The sequence below is a fragment of the Sphingobacterium sp. UBA3519 genome (assembly GCF_002377215.1).
GTDB classification, from domain to species: domain Bacteria; phylum Bacteroidota; class Bacteroidia; order Sphingobacteriales; family Sphingobacteriaceae; genus Sphingobacterium; species Sphingobacterium multivorum.
This window is the reverse complement of record NZ_DFPI01000025.1, coordinates 110,914-127,872: the sequence shown is the minus strand read 5'-3', so window position 1 is coordinate 127,872 and position 16,959 is coordinate 110,914. Positions and strand designations below refer to the sequence as shown.

At 40.3% G+C, this 16,959-nt stretch carries 14 protein-coding genes; 8 read left to right on the top strand and 6 right to left on the bottom strand.

Annotated elements, in window-relative coordinates; all coding sequences use genetic code 11:
- Positions 1-95: 95 nt before the first annotated feature.
- Complete coding sequence (locus B3297_RS15830) at positions 96-656, bottom strand: hypothetical protein (RefSeq protein ID WP_201639417.1); 561 nt, start codon at positions 654-656, stop codon at positions 96-98.
- Positions 657-716: 60 nt separating this feature from the next.
- Complete coding sequence (locus B3297_RS15825; RefSeq protein ID WP_112374427.1) at positions 717-1,274, bottom strand: hypothetical protein; 558 nt, start codon at positions 1,272-1,274, stop codon at positions 717-719.
- Positions 1,275-1,448: 174 nt separating this feature from the next.
- Between B3297_RS15825 and B3297_RS15820 the strand changes: the two genes are divergently transcribed.
- Genes B3297_RS15820 through B3297_RS15805 form a run of 4 tightly spaced genes read left to right on the top strand, consistent with a single transcriptional unit; the run spans position 1,449 to position 6,715 of the window.
- Positions 1,449-3,149 (top strand): WG repeat-containing protein, encoded by a 1,701-nt coding sequence (locus B3297_RS15820; RefSeq protein WP_286769751.1) that lies wholly within the window; start codon positions 1,449-1,451, stop codon positions 3,147-3,149.
- Positions 3,112-3,915: a tetratricopeptide repeat protein gene (locus tag B3297_RS15815; protein WP_286779125.1), complete on the top strand. Its 804-nt coding sequence runs from the start codon at positions 3,112-3,114 to the stop codon at positions 3,913-3,915. The genes B3297_RS15820 and B3297_RS15815 overlap by 38 nt, the downstream gene beginning before the upstream one ends.
- Before the next feature lie 19 nt (positions 3,916-3,934).
- Entirely contained in the window at positions 3,935-6,484 is a 2,550-nt protein-coding gene (locus B3297_RS15810; protein WP_286779124.1) for an SEL1-like repeat protein, read from the top strand.
- Positions 6,485-6,487: 3 nt separating this feature from the next.
- Entirely contained in the window at positions 6,488-6,715 is a 228-nt protein-coding gene (locus B3297_RS15805; protein ID WP_286754391.1) for a hypothetical protein, read from the top strand.
- A 78-nt stretch (positions 6,716-6,793) separates the two neighbouring features.
- Here B3297_RS15805 and B3297_RS15800 read toward each other — a convergent pair whose 3' ends face one another.
- Positions 6,794-7,324 (bottom strand): YfiT family bacillithiol transferase, encoded by a 531-nt coding sequence (locus B3297_RS15800; RefSeq protein ID WP_112374430.1) that lies wholly within the window; start codon positions 7,322-7,324, stop codon positions 6,794-6,796.
- A gap of 201 nt (positions 7,325-7,525) precedes the next feature.
- Here B3297_RS15800 and B3297_RS15795 point away from each other — a divergent pair, with 201 nt between their 5' ends.
- A complete protein-coding gene (locus B3297_RS15795) occupies positions 7,526-8,191 on the top strand; it encodes a DUF2625 domain-containing protein (protein WP_286769748.1) in 666 nt (221 codons plus the stop codon).
- Positions 8,192-8,301: 110 nt separating this feature from the next.
- Here the strand turns inward: B3297_RS15795 and B3297_RS15790 are convergent, their stop codons facing one another.
- Together B3297_RS15790 and B3297_RS15785 are read right to left on the bottom strand one after the other, a co-directional pair.
- Entirely contained in the window at positions 8,302-9,624 is a 1,323-nt protein-coding gene (locus tag B3297_RS15790) for an NYN domain-containing protein (RefSeq protein ID WP_070569629.1), read from the bottom strand.
- 418 nt (positions 9,625-10,042) lie between these two features.
- A complete protein-coding gene (locus tag B3297_RS15785) occupies positions 10,043-10,837 on the bottom strand; it encodes an AraC family transcriptional regulator (protein ID WP_112374433.1) in 795 nt (264 codons plus the stop codon).
- A 104-nt stretch (positions 10,838-10,941) separates the two neighbouring features.
- Here B3297_RS15785 and B3297_RS15780 point away from each other — a divergent pair, with 104 nt between their 5' ends.
- Entirely contained in the window at positions 10,942-12,153 is a 1,212-nt protein-coding gene (locus tag B3297_RS15780) for a CynX/NimT family MFS transporter (RefSeq protein WP_286769746.1), read from the top strand.
- A gap of 84 nt (positions 12,154-12,237) precedes the next feature.
- On the opposite strand, the gene B3297_RS15775 is transcribed toward B3297_RS15780, so the two are convergent.
- Positions 12,238-14,097, bottom strand: a complete 1,860-nt coding sequence (locus B3297_RS15775; RefSeq protein ID WP_286769745.1) for a CocE/NonD family hydrolase — start codon at positions 14,095-14,097, stop codon at positions 12,238-12,240.
- Positions 14,098-14,733: 636 nt separating this feature from the next.
- On the opposite strand from B3297_RS15775, the gene B3297_RS15770 reads away from it, so the two are divergent.
- Positions 14,734-16,062, top strand: coding sequence for an inositol-3-phosphate synthase (locus B3297_RS15770; RefSeq protein ID WP_070569637.1), 1,329 nt, complete (start codon positions 14,734-14,736; stop codon positions 16,060-16,062).
- A gap of 167 nt (positions 16,063-16,229) precedes the next feature.
- Complete coding sequence (locus B3297_RS15765) at positions 16,230-16,955, top strand: nucleotidyltransferase family protein (protein WP_286769744.1); 726 nt, start codon at positions 16,230-16,232, stop codon at positions 16,953-16,955.
- The last annotated feature ends 4 nt before the right edge of the window (positions 16,956-16,959 follow it).

The window sequence follows — 16,959 nt, the reverse complement described above, 5'->3', positions numbered from 1 at the left end:
CTGCTTTCATTGCTGTCTGGTCTTTTTAAGATCTTACGTTAATGTCCGGTGCAGCGCTGTCTTAATGCACTAATTCAAGCTGAGTCGCGTTTGGGCTAACCCTGAAAATCACCACAATCATGGACTTCGAACTGATCGACTAAAGCTTTCTGCGTGTAGTATTTTGCGACACGTTTATTTTTTAACAAAAGAGAATCCCCCTTGATTTTTAATTCGAAAATGGGCTCTTTTTCTATTTTCTTGAAGTAAAACTCATTATTTTTAGTCTTAATCGTGAGGCCGCTGTCACGAAAATTATAGGTGAAATCTTTGATTTGATAGATTTCATTGGAATCACAGACATTGACCAAAAGCAGTTGTTTTTTATTCATTTTGATTTCTGCAAGATCGCATGCATAACATATTCCTGAGAATTCGATGCCATACTTCTTAAAACTATCGTTGCTTTCCGGTCGAAGAATAGCAATAGGATACAGCTGTTTAAAGAGCGAAAGGTTATCATCGGATATGGATGTTAGCTCTTTTTGTTTCTTTATGGAGTCTATGCTGGCGGTGCTGCTGAATGCGGCAGCTGATTTTTTGGCTCCATTCTTTTGCTGGCAGCTGAAAAACAATACCATGCAGGACAGAAACATAGTCTTTAAGATTACCTTCATCGTTATTTTTCGCAATTATTGTTGTTACTCATAAACATATAGATTGAGAAACGGTTTTTGTTATTCAATCTCAACCCATTTTCTTTCGAAGTAGACGGTGCCTACCGGTGTATCGGTGGCGTCTATGATTTTCGCTGCTACAAAGTCGCCCTTTAGGCCAGCATATTTTAGTTTTAAACCTTTACTTTCTAAGTCGGAGGTATCATAGTATGCACCCAATTTGAGTTGAAATGGATTGTGTTCCACATCATTTGTAAAGATGGAAAACAAAAGCAACTTCGTAGCCTGTTTATCTGCCTCTTCGTATCCAAAGAAGCGATGATCGATACGTATATTGGCATGTAAGCGGATCATACTGTCTCGAGCACTTAAGTTTACATAAGCTTTGGTGATTTCGTCAGATTCCAGTACGCTTTGTGCATTTGCTTGGTCAATGCTATCCAGTTTGGAAGTTTTTAACGAGATACTTTTTTTTGGGGCAGTATCCTCGACAGCTTTTTCCATGGCCTTGCTTGAACTTACAGGTGCTTCAGCTTGTTTTGGTTTTTCCTGACAAGCGATTTGTAACGCGAGGAGTGCTAATGCACTGCTATAATAACTGTATTTGAAATGATTCATTGTTCTTTCTGTTACAAAATCCAATCCAAAGTTGCCGAAAATAGGGGGAGAAAAAAATCCCTGTTTTCCGCTAATCGAAAAAATCGATAAATACGGTATTTTTACGGCATTCGCATGATTCTTGTCGTATGGAACGGATCAATGTGATACAACAAAAAACAGAAGAAATAAAGTATGGCACATCGTATTTATATTTATAATGTAAATCTCAGGACCAAAGAAATATATCCCACTTACCTGGCTGAATGGAATTATGAAATTCCCATCCTCATGCGGCCATTATTTTCCGCCAATATCCGTTCCAAAGGTTCTCAGCTTTATGCCAACAAGGAAGATGGGATCGCAAGACTTCGCTATTTTTATGCGTTGTTGGCTGATAGGTATCAATTGCATTATAAAAAAAGCTATTATGAGCCTGTCAACAACATGTTTGAATTTTTGGAAGCGCTACCTTTTGATACCTTGCAGATCGATGGACGCGATGTTTTTACCATGAATGCGGAAAAAGATGTGGAGCAAGCCAAAGATTGGGTGGAAGAAATTAAAATGCAAGCCTTATTGTTTGAACAAGCTGTCGAAGAACAGTCCTTAGATCCGCTGGACCCGCTTGTGAAAGCGTCTGGTTATACTTCTTTTTTAGATGCCCTTCAAACCGATTGGATTGATTATGGATTGGGTTTATGGGAAGAAGACGTTCTGAAAGAGCCAGACCCTGAGGTTTTTGAGGCAGTAGGAAAGCAGGGAATAAAGAATGCCAAGGGGGATATTTTGGTTGAGGCGATTTACGATGAAATATTCGAATTCAATGAACAGGGGATCGCCGTTGTTGAACGCGATGGCCTTTTTGGTTATATTGATACGAGTGGCACTATATTAATTCCATGTCAATATGTGGAGGCCTTTGATGCCCGGCATATCAACGGGAACAATTACGCTGAAGTGGAAGTGGCAGGAAAACGTGGGGTACTGCATATTGATACCAAACAGCTGAGCATACCTGCATTATATGATGAACTCGACTGGATCGCCTATGGCTTTTTAAATGCAAGACAGGGGGATAGCCACATGCTCCTTTCGGCCGAAGGACGATTGATTATTTCAGATCCCGCAGCCGAGTCGTTTATGTTTGACTATAACAAGTTGTTCTATAGCCGGCAAAAAGGAACGATAAAAAGGAACTATTACCTAATGGATGGTCAGTTTTTAGGGACTTTTTTGGAAGGTAGCCTGGAGCCGCTAGCCAATCGCTATTTTTGGATTAAACCCAATAAGCTACAGTCAAAAATTGCCGTCATTCAACCCGATGGTAATATTTTGGATGAAGGAATTGACCGGATTATAGTGTTGGACGACTATCGAAGTATTGCGTATCTCAAAAATAAAAGATGGCAGATCTATTCGCTTGAACTAGGCTTATTCCGATTGGCTGATTTAACGATTGATCAGGTTCTAGTCGATCATATACAGCAGTACCGTAAAGATATCTTTGTCGTTGGTTGTGCCCAAGGACAGGGGATTTATGACGCTCATCGAGGGGAATGGTTACTTGAACCTGCTATTGCCTATCAGAAAATCGAACATTGCTTTTTGGATTTTATGCGCATACACTGTGCACATGGAATGCGTTATTTCGATACGAAGCTTAACGTCTGGAGTGAGCTGTATGATTATATCTGTTCGCCCTTTCATTACCCAAAACCAGAAGCGGCCGAAGGTGAACTGTTGCTTTTATTCAAAGGGGATAAGTTGTTTAATTTGGATTTAAATCGAAATGTTGTCGAGATTCCCGAAACAGCATATGGCTATTTATATTCCGAGCGATACCAGCTCCGGGGGCGTGATCAAAGTTATTTTGTTCAGTTCTATCAGGCGTAAGGGCGACGGCTACGAACAGTATTTTGACAATGAAACGCTGTTGGAAAATGGTAAGACGCTGGAAGCGGAGGGAAAGATTTCAGATGCCATTCGACTGCTCAGCATTGGGGCAGATCGGGGTAGTGCAGACTGTCAATATCTGCTTGGAAATATCTTTACGGATGATGACTATGAGGGGATGGATATCGAAAAAGGAAAGTCTTTTTATGAAAAGGCCATGGCTCAGGATCATGCGCAGGCATGGAACAATTGGGGATTTTTATATGCCACAGGCCATGGTGTAGCCTTTGATGTATCCAAAGCCTTAAAGGCCTATCAAAAGTCTGCTGCGCTGGGTGAAGCGCAGGCCATGAGCAACCTGGGTAACTGGTATTACGAGGGTGAATATGTGGAACAAGATTATGCCTTGGCCCTAGATTATTTTAAACAAGCAGAGAAAGCGGGGATTTATAATGATGCTCAAATCGCAGAAATCTACTATCAAGGGCAAGATTATGCGAACTTATTGCGTTATTTGAAAAAGGATACAACCAATCAATTTTCTGCTATTTATTATGGGATTCTTTATGAGGAAGGCTTTGGTGTAAAGCAAAACTTACAAAAAGCGATCCGCAACTATGAAAAAGCCAATGAAAATAGCGTGTACGCCTATGCCGTTAATCGTTTGCTACAACTCTATGGAGCGCATGGAGCGGCTTCAGACGCGGATAAATACGGATTTTGGTTCAATTTTGCTAAAGAAAATGCTGTTGAAATTGATCAATAGTAAGGAAATTGCATAGAAAATGGCTCATCGCATATATATTTACAATACAGATAAGAAGGATCAAGATTACTTCCCTCATTATTTAGGAGAATGGAACTATGTGATTCCACCCCTTTTTTTACCCCTATTTGCTGCTAATCCGAAAGCAAAAGGTACCTTAGTTTACTCCGAAAAGGAACCGGGAGTCAGAAAGCTTCGTGCGTTGTATGATTTGCTCATTCATGAATATGGGTTAAATTCAGATGCGCTGGCCATGGCAGCTATCGGGAAACTGTTCGATTTTTTGGACGGTTTACCCTTCGATTATTTCCAGCTGAACGCAAGTGATGTATTTAACATGAGCGATGTTAAACATAGCCAACAGGCCAAAGATTTTGCAATTGAAATCCTTGAGAAGAATTTGCTCTATGAAAAAGCAATCGAAAAACAATCCTTAGCTGAGCTTGAGTTTATTTTGGTGTCCGCTGGTTATACTTCTTTTTTAGCGATGCTCGAACTGGAATGGAGCAACTATGGCTTAGGCTGGTGGAATAGAGACGCGATTGATAGTCTGGATAATCAATTTTTTGAAGATCAGGGGCTTTGGGGGATACGCAATGCAAAAGGGGAGGTGAAGGTCGAAGCTAGCTATCAGGAAATTGGTACTTTTGAGTGTGAAGGTATCGCAGTCATACAGAAGAATGAGTTGTTCGGTTATTTGAATAGGGGTGGAGAAGAAACTATTTCCTGTGTTTATTCATCGGCGGCGCCAGCCCAATATGGAACCGGATCAACGGTTGGTAAGGTGAGCTTAGCTAAAAAATATGGATTAGTCAACGTCGGGAACGGAGAAATAATCATACCACTTGAATATGATGAACTCGAAGATTTTGCTTACGGTTATTATCAGGGGAAGAAAGATCAGCAATATTATATCATCAATGCTCAAGGCCAGCTGTTCAATGCTGCCGGTGCGGACAAACCGTTTGAAATTGATTATGATGGATTTATCTATCAAGAGATTGGGGGAAATAAACTGCGTCATTATTATTCCAATAGCGGTATTTTGCTTGGCGCTTTTGCCAGTAGTGCACTGAGCGAATTACTGTTTGATTTTTATGCAGTCAATTTGAATAATAAAAAGAAAAAATCAGTTTTGTCTCCCGATGGAACTATCTTGGTCAAAGATGTTGCTGTACTCAATGCCGGAAATGGCCGAAGCGCATTATTTTTTGCTGATTCCGGCGGCATCCGTTTGTATGACCTGGAAGCCCGCGCCTTTGTACTGCAAGATTTGGCAATTCGGTCCATTCAAGGGTGGGCTGATTTTGGTAATGGCGCCTGGGATTGCTATATTATCGAAACAGCAACCGGGAGGGGAATTTATCAGGCTGCTGAAAAGGTGTGGCTGGTCCCGCTCTCAACGCACTATGTGAAAATTGTATATGCTGCTGTGATGGATTATTTTATTCTGAAAGACCATGCGGGAAGATATTACTATTTTGACGCAGTGGAAAGGACGCTCAGTTCCGCCTACGATTATGTATGCGCAAGCGTTAATCACTATCAGGATCTGATGTTGTTGCAAGGTGACCTGTTGTATAAAAAGGGCTACGATGGTGTGGAAGTAATTCAGGAAGATCAATATGGTCAGTTTCTGAAGAAGCTGGATCAATTGTCTGGGGAAGATTTTGAAGTATGTAATCGTTTTTTTGAAGGGTGGAAGGCTGCGAAGGGCGATAATTTTGAATCCAGTTATGATAGTTATACGCTATATCATATGGCCTTGGACTGTTGCCGACAAGGCGATGTCGAAATGGCGATACGCTATTTTACCTTTTCTGCTGACCAGAATAATGAAAGCAGCATGCATGAATTGGGGAATATCTATACGGATACTGATAGCGAAGACAATCCTTTTTTAGATTTGGACAAAGGAATTCAATATTATGAACAAGCGGCCCAAAAAGATTATTCCGCTGCATGGAATGCAATTGGCTACCTCTTTCAGTATGGCATCGGCTATAAAAAGGACCTGGAAAAGTCATTTAATGCCTACATGAAAGGAGCAGAGTTGGGTAATGGCTATGCTTTGTCCAATTTAGGCTACTTTTATTCAAGTGGAACCTATGTCGAAGAAGATCTGGAAAAAGCCCTCAGCTATTATCAGAAAGCTGAATTAAAATTAGTTGAGAACAATAGCAATATAGCTTCTATCTATTACAGTTTGGAGGATTACGATCGTCTATTGGTTTATTTGAAAAGGGATAAAGAAAATAGTTATTCCAATATTTATTATGGATTACTCTATGATCAGGGACTTAAATTTAAAAAGGACAGTAAAAAGGCGATCCACTATTTTGAACGAGCCAACGACTATGGTGTTTACGAAAGTGCCACTGCTCGCTTATTGGATTATTACAAGAATGATCCTACATTTAGAAATCAGGAAAAATATGTCCATTGGCTTGATTTTGCAAAAAACAATGAACTGGATATCGAACTGGATTTATTGCAATGGGATAATCAGTCTGAAGACTTAGGTGCTAGCTCGTCCTTTTTTGGCAAACTGTTTAAAAAGAAAAAGTAAATTATGTTATCATCAGCAAATATAGATTTTAGTGGCATTCTGATCGACTTGATCCTGATTGTTTTTTTTGGATTTGGAACACTTTATACGTTATCTGCAGGCATTGTTCATCGTTTAAAGAAGCAAACACGGACGGTAGGATATTATTTCCTATCCTTTGTGGTATCGGGTGTTATTGGACTGGTTGCCGCCGGATTGCTGGCCTTTATATGGGCGATGTCATTATCGTAAGGTGACGGCAATAAAGTAAATTTATCGCAATGATCTATTGACTGTAAGTGAAATGATCATTGCGATATGTGATGCCCATCAATGGTTTTTAGCATTGACAATGTGCATCAGGTGGTGATTGCAATGCCAGGCATAGAGGCCAATATTGATCTTTAAAGAAATCAACCTTTTGGTCGCAGGATGAATAAAACCTCTTTCAAGCTGTTCGCCAGTTAAACTTTTCAACAAAATAACCCAGCGTTCATGTAGACCTTCGAGCAATTTGATTGAGCTTTCTATTGGAATATTTTTTGCGTCGGGAAGCTCGGCCCACAATTTCTCCTCATATAATTTGATGGTTGGGTCTTCTTCTGTGAGGGCTAATTTAAAACGGACAAAGCTGTTCATGTGGCTGTCGGCGCAGTGATGAACGACCTGACGAATCGTCCAGCCTTCGGGACGGTAGCGTTTTTCCAGTACGTCGTCTGTTAGATCGCCGACTTCGGATTTTAACCGGGCCGGAAAGTCGGCAATTGTTTTGATCCAGTCATTCAACAGGGATTTGTCGATGACATCGGGTATCGCAAAGCGACCTATAGGGTATCTGAGTTTTTCTAATTCATGTTGCATGACTTAAAATTAGTTAAAATAGACACAAGGTTCCTAATCTTTAGGTGTATGTTTTCGAAGAATATTTTCTTCGATTTGCTCTTGGGTCTGCTGTAATTTGGATGCGATAAAGAATTATGGTAATTTCGGCACAATGAATAGCTGGATAGCGTTCGAATTCGACCGGTAGACTAGCTGGTCGCTGCATAAAACACATAGGAAATGAAAAGTCTAAAAGAACTGATTGATACAAGTAATTCGGGATGGAAGTTGGTAGAAAGTTGGATGAAAGAAGCGACGAATGCTTATGAAGTGCTTCCTCGAAACCCTAAGCGGGCTGATGAGGAACTTTTAAGGGCCCAAATTACCACAAAATCGCCTATGGGAGCCATTATTCATCAAACTGGTGGTATTTTAATCGATGGGGGCTGGTTGCGGATTTTAGGCTCAGGCTCGTCGCAGTTGGACCGAGGGATTATGGAATGGAATAAAGGGAAAAGTTTTGACAAGGAAGGCGAAAAAGGTGGTTTTTTGCTGATTGCAGACGATGTTCTAGGTGGTTATTTCGCTATTAATGCCGGTGCGCTGGGAGATGCTATTGGACAGGTCTATTATTTCGCACAAGATACCTTACAATGGGAGAGTTTGGAATGTGGCTATTCGGACTTTATTTTTTGGGCATTGAAAGGGGATATTAGACAGTTTTACGAAACATTTAAATGGAAAGACTGGAGCGAAGAGGTCAAACTCCTGAGCGGCAATCAAGTTTTTTCATTTTACCCTTTCCTGTGGACTGAAGAAGCACGCGATTTTCGTAAAGTGGATCGTAAGCCAATGGCCATCGATGAGAACTACCATTTTACGATGGAATTTGCTGGTGGACGCTAGTTGTTATTTCAATACGACAAACCTCCTGCATAAGGCTTTAATACGATAATAGGACAATGTATTGTTGTCCTATTATCGTATGATACAGAAGATAATTCCCCTGAATGATATTAAACTGATTTATTTTGAAGGCTAAAGCTAACTTCGTTCAGTCTGACTATTTGTATTTGTATCCCCTCGGAAAGGCCAAGTTTGGTCGCCGCATCTTTTCCTAATTTAAGCACATGAAACCCTCTGCCGCGATAGGTAAAATTACATTCATATTCTCCAGCGTTGATCATAATCCTTAATTTTTGGGATTTGGTTGGGAATAGGGGTTTAAATTCTTTCGTGATCCGTATTTGCGATTTTTTTACGTCATCTGTAGTGATCTTGTTACCTTCAGAAGGAAACAACATGTTCGTGGGCGGAGTGTCAGCTGTAGGGGGGGGCGTTTCTGTTTTTTGCTCCTGAATTTCCTGAACTTTTGGAGCCTCGTTTTGTATCGGCTCAGAGTTTGTTTTATCCTGACGTTTCTTATCTTGCCGCCCTTTCTTTCTGGTGTTTTGATTTGCAGTTTTTTCCGTAGTTTCTGTAGAGGGTACGGAAGGAGTAGGAGTAGCAGGAGTTTTGTGCTCGGTGTCCACTGCTGTAGCTGGGCTGGCCATTGCTAAAGGCCGTTTAATAATATTACGGATGTAATAGTGTTTTATGCGCGATTTGTCGGTGTTTCGTTCCTCAATTTCAAAATCTTCTTTGTAAGCTTTGAAAAGATGAGACATCTTGTCGTATCCATAGTTGCGCGCATCAAAATCAGGCTTTCTTTTGTTGAAAAGACTTCCGATCTCACCCAGGAATGCCCAGCCATTTTCATCTGCAGTATCATCCACCGTGTCCTTTAAAAGTTCCAAAGTCTCCTCGTCCAATACGGCAATACTTGTTGGATTGTCAACGGGAGCAGGTTTGGGCTGATTTTGTTGCTTTTTCTTTGCGACCGTTTCTTTCTTTTGATTTTTCTCAAAAATTTCGACGTAGATGAACTTGTCGCAGGAGGCAATAAAGGGTTTGGGGGTCTTTTTCTCGCCGATACCGATGACCAGTTTACCGGATTCTCGAAGACGTGTAGCCAGTCGGGTGAAATCGCTGTCGCTGGATACAATACAAAACCCATCAACTCGGTCTGAATGCAGAATATCCATGGCATCAATAATTAATGCCGAGTCAGTAGAATTTTTGCCTTGTGTATAACTGTATTGTTGTATGGGGGTAATTGCATGGGTAAGGAGTTTATCCTTCCATTTTTCAACATATGGGTTGGTCCAGTCTCCGTAGATGCGTTTGATGGTCGGAATTCCATATCTTTTGACTTCATTCAAAATCTCTTCGATCTTTCGATAAGATACATTGTCCGCATCGATTAGTATTGCGATTTGCAAATCCCCATGTTCTGCCATATATGTTTAGATTATTTTTTCAATATAATATTTGAACTCTTTTCTATTCGCGTGACCTTTCTCATCCGAATATATTCGTTAAAAATACAGTATTGTTAAAGAATATCTTGAATTTTTTGAGAATTAATTTGAACGCTATTTTTTGAGAACATGCGATCAGCTGCTTTTGTTTGGGTCTAAAAGGGAAATTATTACGTTTGCGGAGTAGCGAAATGATTTGAGGGACGGTGAAAATAAATAAAAAAAGGTTTTCAAACGGGGAGAATGAAAACCTTAAATAACCAATTATAAACCTAAATTATGATGATACAAAGATAGTGTAAATATTACACCTGTGCAAATATTCGTTACTATTTTTTTTAAACGTCCTGAATTTTGTAGCTGAACAGCTACAAAATTACCTGTGGATACGCCAAAACTAGCCCGCCATGAAGTTTGAAGGCCTATATTTCATCACGGCATAAAAGCTATTGGTAAATGCTTGGACGCTTTTATAACCGACTTTATACGCAATTTGAGAGATGGTGAATTGTTTTGTGCTCAAAAGCTCCAAACTCTTGATAATGCGAAGGAGCTGCTGATATTTTGCAAGCGTCATTCCGGTTTCTTTTTTAAAAAGGCGTTCAATAGTTCGGAGCGAAAGATTGGACAGCATGGCAATCTCGTCTAACGTGATGGCTTCTGTGTAATGGTCATGTAGGTGATTTAAGACCGTTTGAAGCCTGCTTTCATGCGGAAGGGTAATTTCTAAGTGGAGTAATTGTGAGCAGAAATAGGGGAGTTCATGGAGTAAAGCACCGAGGAAAACTCTTTCCTGTTCATTTTCTTCTCTCAATTTTGACCATTTTTCGGTATATAAAATCATTTCCCGTAATACTTTAGGCGCCGAAAATAGCTGTACCTGATTGAAAAACAAATGCTCTTGTGAGCTGTCAAATTGTGGGGGATCAAAAAAAAGGACCATAAGCTTAATGCGTTCCGAGTGGGAGTTGGTCTTATGTAATGCACCTGAAGGAATCCAAGCAACGTGATTTTGGGGGAGTAGGTACATTTTTCCTGCAACGGTAAGGTATTGAAAACCCTGCTCAACATAAATCAATTGACCTTTCCGATGACTGTGTAACTCGTCGTCGTGTATCCAGTTTTCTTCAAACCAGACATAGGTTGATTTCTGGATGCCTTCAATTATCAACGTATGATTTGTCTGATCCATGTCGTTTTAAATTAAATTAATGGCAAATTTAATTAAAATTCCAAACATACCTTTGCAAGCATTCATTACGTGTATAGTTTGGTTTACATGTATAGTGTGGTTTTATGATGAAAGAAAATATAAAAATATCCGCAGCTGTGTCTTGGACCTGGTTACCCATATTGGTTGTTGTTTTAGTCTCCACCAATCTGCGGTCGCCAATCACAGCCGTTGGCCCTGTACTGGGGCAAATCAGTGAAGATTTGCAATTAAATAGTTTTCAAAGCAGTCTATTGACGGCAATACCTCTTTTTATGTTTGCGAGCTGTTCTGTAGCAGTGAGCCGATATTCACATAAACTGGGCATGCACCGTTTTTTATTACTCGGTTTAATGGCGTTGAGTGTAGGAATTGTGCTTCGGGTTTGGGGCAATATGCCAACGCTGTTTGTGGGGTCTTTTTTAATCGGACTTGGGATCTGTGTGGGCAATGTCGTTACGCCCGGTTATATAAAAACAAATTTTCCAAAGCAGATTGGACTGATGACAGGCATTTTTGCCGTAGCAATGAATCTGACCGCAGCTTTTGCTTCGGGGTTTAGTTTACGATTGGGCGAATGGACTGGTCTCGGGTGGCAGGGTTCCTTGGGGGTTTGGGTGATTTTAGCCTTGTTATCCCTTATCGTTGTTTCCTTTGATGCTTTAAGCCGAAAGAAAGCACAGGGTATCACTGAAAATAGACCGGCGACAAGTGGAATCGGACATATCTTTAGGTCAAGATTAGCTTGGTATATCAGCTTATTTATGGGTATTCAGTCCTTAATTTACTACAGTTTGATTTCTTGGTTACCTAAAGTATTGGTCGATTATGGTATGCCAGCGGAGGATACGGGCTGGTTGCTTTTTTTGATCCAAATTGCCATGATTCCCATAATGTTTATTGGGCCTATTTTGGCACATCGGATGAAGGATCAGCGTCTAATGGCAGCGGCTGTTGCGATAGGCATGTTTGGAAGTATCTTTATATTTTGGCATTACAAACTTCAGGGAATTTATGTTGCCGCCATATTGTTGGGACTTTCCAATGGACTTTCTTTCAGTTTGTCTATTCTTTTCTTTACCCTGCGGGCGAGGTCAACGGCGAATGCGATTAAAATATCGGGCATGGCCCAGTCTGTTAGTTATCTGATTGCAGCTTTTGGCCCGCCGGTATTCGGTAAGCTGCACGAAATAGATGCTACCTGGAATTACTCCTTCTATTTTTTAGCGGGCAGTATCGTACTTTTATTGTTTGCAGGATGGAAGGCCGGGGAAGATAAGTATGTAGCGGAAGATTAAAGATAAGGCTACATCAGGCACAGCTGTTTAGCTGATGTAGCCTTATTCAATTCGCTCTTAAACGCTATTATTCAAATTTAACCGTTAATCTTTGAGGACAGAAAATTCGATGTACGTGGCATTGTTCACATCGTGAAAAATACGTTGTGTGGCTTTACGGAAGTCAGCTTTGGTAGCTGTATAAGGCGCTAAAAACACCTGTGGATTTCGTTCTGCCAGCGGAAACCAGGAGTTTTGTACCTGAACCATAATGCGATGTCCTTTTTTGAACGTATGCGCAACATCTGGCATTTCAAAATTCACCTTTTCGACCATTCCTGGAGTCAGGGCCTGCGCTTTTTCAAAACCATTTCGGTATTTCCCGGCCATGATCTCACCACGTACCATCATCTGGTATCCAGCCATTGTTTTTCCTTGATAACTTGCTGCATCGTTCGGGTAGACATCAATCAGTTTGACAACATAATCTGCATCTGTACCTGTTGAAGAAACCTTAAGGAAATTTTTGATGGGGCCAACTATAGTCAGGTCTTCTGTCAACGGTTCCGTTTGATAAACCATGACATCAGGGCGACTAGCGGCGAAACGCTGATCATCTACCATATACTCCCGCGTTCGGTTTTGGATTAGCCCACCCTGGTGCGGAACCGGTTTATTGGGGTCAGTGACATATTCATCCCAAGAATCTGTACGTTGAACTTTGTCAAATCCAAGTTTCCCCTGAGGTTGGAAGTATAGTTTTTTTGTTTCTACATTTTTGGGTGGCCATTGTTCGAAATGTTTCCATTCATTGCTTCCAGAGACAAAAATGTTCGCTTCCGATGGTGCGAAGTTCCCTTCATCTTTTAGATAATATTTGAAAAAAGGCTGTTCAAATTGTTCCTGATAGGTAACGCTGGTTTTTTTCTCAAATTGGATATCACCTAAATAGTTTCCTTCTGCACGAACCCAGCCGCCATGATACCAAGGTCCCGCGACTAAAATCGAGTTGTTTTTTTTACTTTTATCCTCAATCGATTGATAGGTCTTAAATGTTCCATAAGCATCTTCCGCGTCAAAGAAACCACCGACGACCATCACCGCTGGTTTTACCTCCTGTAAAGAATTGGTGATCACACGCGACTTCCAAAAATTATCATAGTCGGGATGTTTAAACAGGTCATTCCAAAACTGTACGGAGTCACCAAAATACTTTTCCTTCAGTTCCCATGCTGTTCCGGCTTCTAAAAAGAAGTTGTATTTATCGGCTTCTTTAATCTGAATTTTGCTCTTGAATTGATCTGGGGTGATGGGTTTTGGACGCGGGACACCAAAGGTTGACATGAAGGTGAATGCATCCTGAAGAAACAGTACGCCATTATGGTGGAAGTCATCGCCGATATACCAGTCTGTTACCGGAGCTTGTGGGGAGACCGCTTTCAAGCTCGGGTGCGTTTTGACCAATCCAACGGTAGAATAGAAGCCTGGATAGGAGATCCCATAGAGTCCGGCTTTGCCATTATAGTTTTTGAGATTTTTCTGTAGCCATTCAAGCGCATCATAGGTATCTGTACTTTCATCGATGGCATTTTTGTCTTTGCTGTAGGTGGTCGGACGTACATCTTCAAATTCACCTTCGCTCATCCACTTGCCCCGCACATCTTGGTAGACGAAAATATAGCCTTCACGCATCATCGTCGGAAAGTTGCCCAGGCTTTTTTTGTATTCGTTTTGTCCATAAGGAGAAACCGTGTAGGGCGTTCTATTGAGCAAAACTGGATATTTCTTCGATTTGTCTTTTGGACTGTAGATCGCAGTAAATAATTTTTTCCCATCTCGCATGGGGATTGCTACTTCGGTCTTTTCATAATGATCTCTAACATAAGCCGAGTCGGCAGCGGTTTGAGCATGTAACTGGCTTGCGCTTAAAAGCGCCAAAGTTAGGCACGAAATTGTATTTTTCATTCAGATAATTATTTGTTCAGTACATTCTTTGGTGTAAAACTCTACTTTACACTTGGTTTCGTTCGTTGCAATGTTATGGATACTCTTATGCACCTTAGGCTATAGGGGATACCGTTAAATTTGTCATCGCGCTACCGATTGGCAGACCATTTATCCAATAACAATGCGCAGGTCAAATGCTGTTGGTTTATAAATTGAACGATAGACTCATTGCCTGTATTTAGATTTTAGGCTAAAGTTAGTGCTACTAAAACCATTTTCCAATTTTATTGTCATATTTATGGGAAATAGAAAAAGAAAAATTGACCAATTTTTAAGAAAGAAAAACTTTTTTTGGATTGAATTTGGATTAGTTTTCGAATCTTGATATATTGAGTAAAATTAAGGACAATTGTTTTTTGGTTAACAACTTTAGCTAAAAACGTTAAATTCCAGTTAGATGGACTAGTAGAATACTAAATAATAATTCATTTTCGGATTATTTCTTAAGGTTTCGAATGGGCTTCGTATCGCTATTTGTCACGATTTTATAAATTAAGTGCGGGGTGGTATGAAATATGTTTTTTTAAGCTAATTTTAAGAATTATTTTATCATAATACATCAATTAAATAACAATTTAAGTATATAGAATTAATATGGGACAACAAGTGAAAGATGCCAATGGAAAATTGGGTATTCTTATTCCGGGATTAGGTGCTGTGGCTACAACATTAATCGCTGGTGTGGCATCTATAAACAAAGGTTTTTCAAAACCAATCGGATCTGTTTCTCAATTGAGCAGAATCCGTCTGGGTAAACGCACTGAGAACAGAAATCCATTAATTAAAGATTTCGTCCCTTTAGCAAAACTGGAAGATGTTGTTTTTGGTGGCTGGGACGTATACGAAGATAACGTATATGAGGCTGCATCAAAAGCACAGGTATTGGAGCAAGGTCAATTGGATGCTGTTAAGGCTGAATTGGAGGCTATCCAACCGATGAAAGCTGTGTTTGACCGTAATTTTGTGAAAAATTTGGACGGAACGCACATCAAATCTGAAAAAACTCGCCGTGAATTGGCAGATGCTGTACAACGTGATATTCGTGAATTCAAAGAGAAAAACGGATTAGACCGTATTGTCTTGGTATGGTGTGGATCTACAGAGCGTTATATTGAGACAAACGAAGCTTTTTCAACCTTAGCTAAATTAGAGGAAGCGTTAGATAATGATGATCAACGTATTCCACCGAGTATGATCTATTGTTATGCGGCATTGAAAGAGGGCGCTCCGTATGTCAATGGTGCACCAAATTTAACATGTGACGTTCCAGCGATTGTTGAGTTGGCGCATGAAAATGGTGTAGCAATTGCAGGTAAAGATTTTAAAACAGGTCAAACATTGATGAAAACAATTGTGGCACCTGGTCTTCAAGCGAGAGCTTTGGGTGTTGAAGGTTGGTTTTCGACGAATATCTTAGGTAACCGTGACGGATTAGTATTGGATGATCCTGAAAATTTCAAAACAAAAGAAGTGTCTAAATTATCGGTATTGGAAGAAATTCTAGATGCGAAAAAGAACCCTGAGTTATACGGTGACCTTTACCATAAAGTACGTATCAACTATTATCCTCCACACGGTGATAATAAAGAATCTTGGGACAACATCGATATTTTCGGTTGGTTGGGCTACAAAATGCAGATTAAAATCAATTTCTTATGCCGCGATTCAATTTTAGCAGCACCGGTTGCCTTGGATTTGGCTTTGTTTATTGACTTGGCGCAACGTGCAGGCATGTCGGGTATTCAAGAGTGGTTGTCATTCTACTTGAAGTCGCCTCAAACAGCTCCAGGATTGCCTCCTGAACACGATATCTTCAAACAATTGATGAAATTGCAAAATACATTGCGTCACATTATGGGTGAAGATTTAATCACACATTTAGGACTGGATTATTACCAGGAGCTAGTCGATAGTATTCAATAAGCTAACTTAATAAGAGCGGGGAAACAATTGTCTAAAAACAGTTTTTCCCCTTTTTCTTCAACATCTTTACGGTATTGAAGATTTGTGATATAACCCTCTGTAGACTTTTGCGCTTACGAACGCTGAGATAGTGACGGGGGTTTTGCTTTTTTATAAATGATTTTATTTTGCAATTAGAAGAAATGGAATTTGCAATTATAGCGGCGGGAGAAGGTTCTCGATTGCGAAAAGAGGGGTTCAATTTACCGAAACCCTTGCTACCATTACATGGAGTTCCATTAATTGAACGATTGATTCGCGTGTTTGTTAAAGAAGGAGCGCAAAGAGTTCATGTTATTATCAATAAACAATCTCCGGAGCTGAAATTGTTTTTGGAAAAAACGACGTTTGAATTACCTATCCTGCTTATAGAGGAAGATACTGCAAGTTCATTGCATAGTTTTGCCTTGCTTGTCAAAAACAACCCCGATTGGTCGTCCTGTTGTCTGACCACAACAGATACGGTTTTTAGGCCACATGAATTTCATGCCTATTTAGAAGCATTTCAGCAACATCAACAGGCCGATGCTTTTATGGCTGTAACTCCTTTTGTTGACGATGAGAGTCCGCTCTATGTGAACACCAATTCGCAGCTTCGGGTGGAAGCTTTTTTGGATACGGCAACCGCCAAAACGAAGTACGTTTCTGGGGGAATTTACTGCTTTCGTCAGGCGGCGATGGACTGTGCGTTGAGCTCCGTCGAAGCAGGTAATTCCAGAATGCGTAATTTTCAGCGTGCTCTATTGGAAAACGATTTACAAGTAGAAGCATTTGTATTTGAAAAGGTGGTCGATATTGATCATTTAAAAGATCGTGTTGTCGCAGAACAATTTTTGAGTGAGGAGGTTAGTTAGTAAA

Bases quoted from the DNA above. Each gene is read 5' to 3' on its own strand.
- B3297_RS15830 (WP_201639417.1), bottom strand. From the start codon at position 656: ATGAAGGTAATCTTAAAGACTATGTTTCTGTCCTGCATGGTATTGTTT.
- B3297_RS15805 (WP_286754391.1), top strand. From the start codon at position 6,488: ATGTTATCATCAGCAAATATAGATTTTAGTGGCATTCTGATCGACTTG.
- B3297_RS15780 (WP_286769746.1), top strand. From the start codon at position 10,942: ATGATGAAAGAAAATATAAAAATATCCGCAGCTGTGTCTTGGACCTGG.
- B3297_RS15775 (WP_286769745.1), bottom strand. From the start codon at position 14,097: ATGAAAAATACAATTTCGTGCCTAACTTTGGCGCTTTTAAGCGCAAGC.
- B3297_RS15795 (WP_286769748.1), top strand. From the start codon at position 7,526: ATGAAAAGTCTAAAAGAACTGATTGATACAAGTAATTCGGGATGGAAG.
- B3297_RS15770 (WP_070569637.1), top strand. From the start codon at position 14,734: ATGGGACAACAAGTGAAAGATGCCAATGGAAAATTGGGTATTCTTATT.
- B3297_RS15800 (WP_112374430.1), bottom strand. From the start codon at position 7,324: ATGCAACATGAATTAGAAAAACTCAGATACCCTATAGGTCGCTTTGCG.
- B3297_RS15785 (WP_112374433.1), bottom strand. From the start codon at position 10,837: ATGGATCAGACAAATCATACGTTGATAATTGAAGGCATCCAGAAATCA.
- B3297_RS15825 (WP_112374427.1), bottom strand. From the start codon at position 1,274: ATGAATCATTTCAAATACAGTTATTATAGCAGTGCATTAGCACTCCTC.
- B3297_RS15820 (WP_286769751.1), top strand. From the start codon at position 1,449: ATGGCACATCGTATTTATATTTATAATGTAAATCTCAGGACCAAAGAA.
- B3297_RS15810 (WP_286779124.1), top strand. From the start codon at position 3,935: ATGGCTCATCGCATATATATTTACAATACAGATAAGAAGGATCAAGAT.
- B3297_RS15790 (WP_070569629.1), bottom strand. From the start codon at position 9,624: ATGGCAGAACATGGGGATTTGCAAATCGCAATACTAATCGATGCGGAC.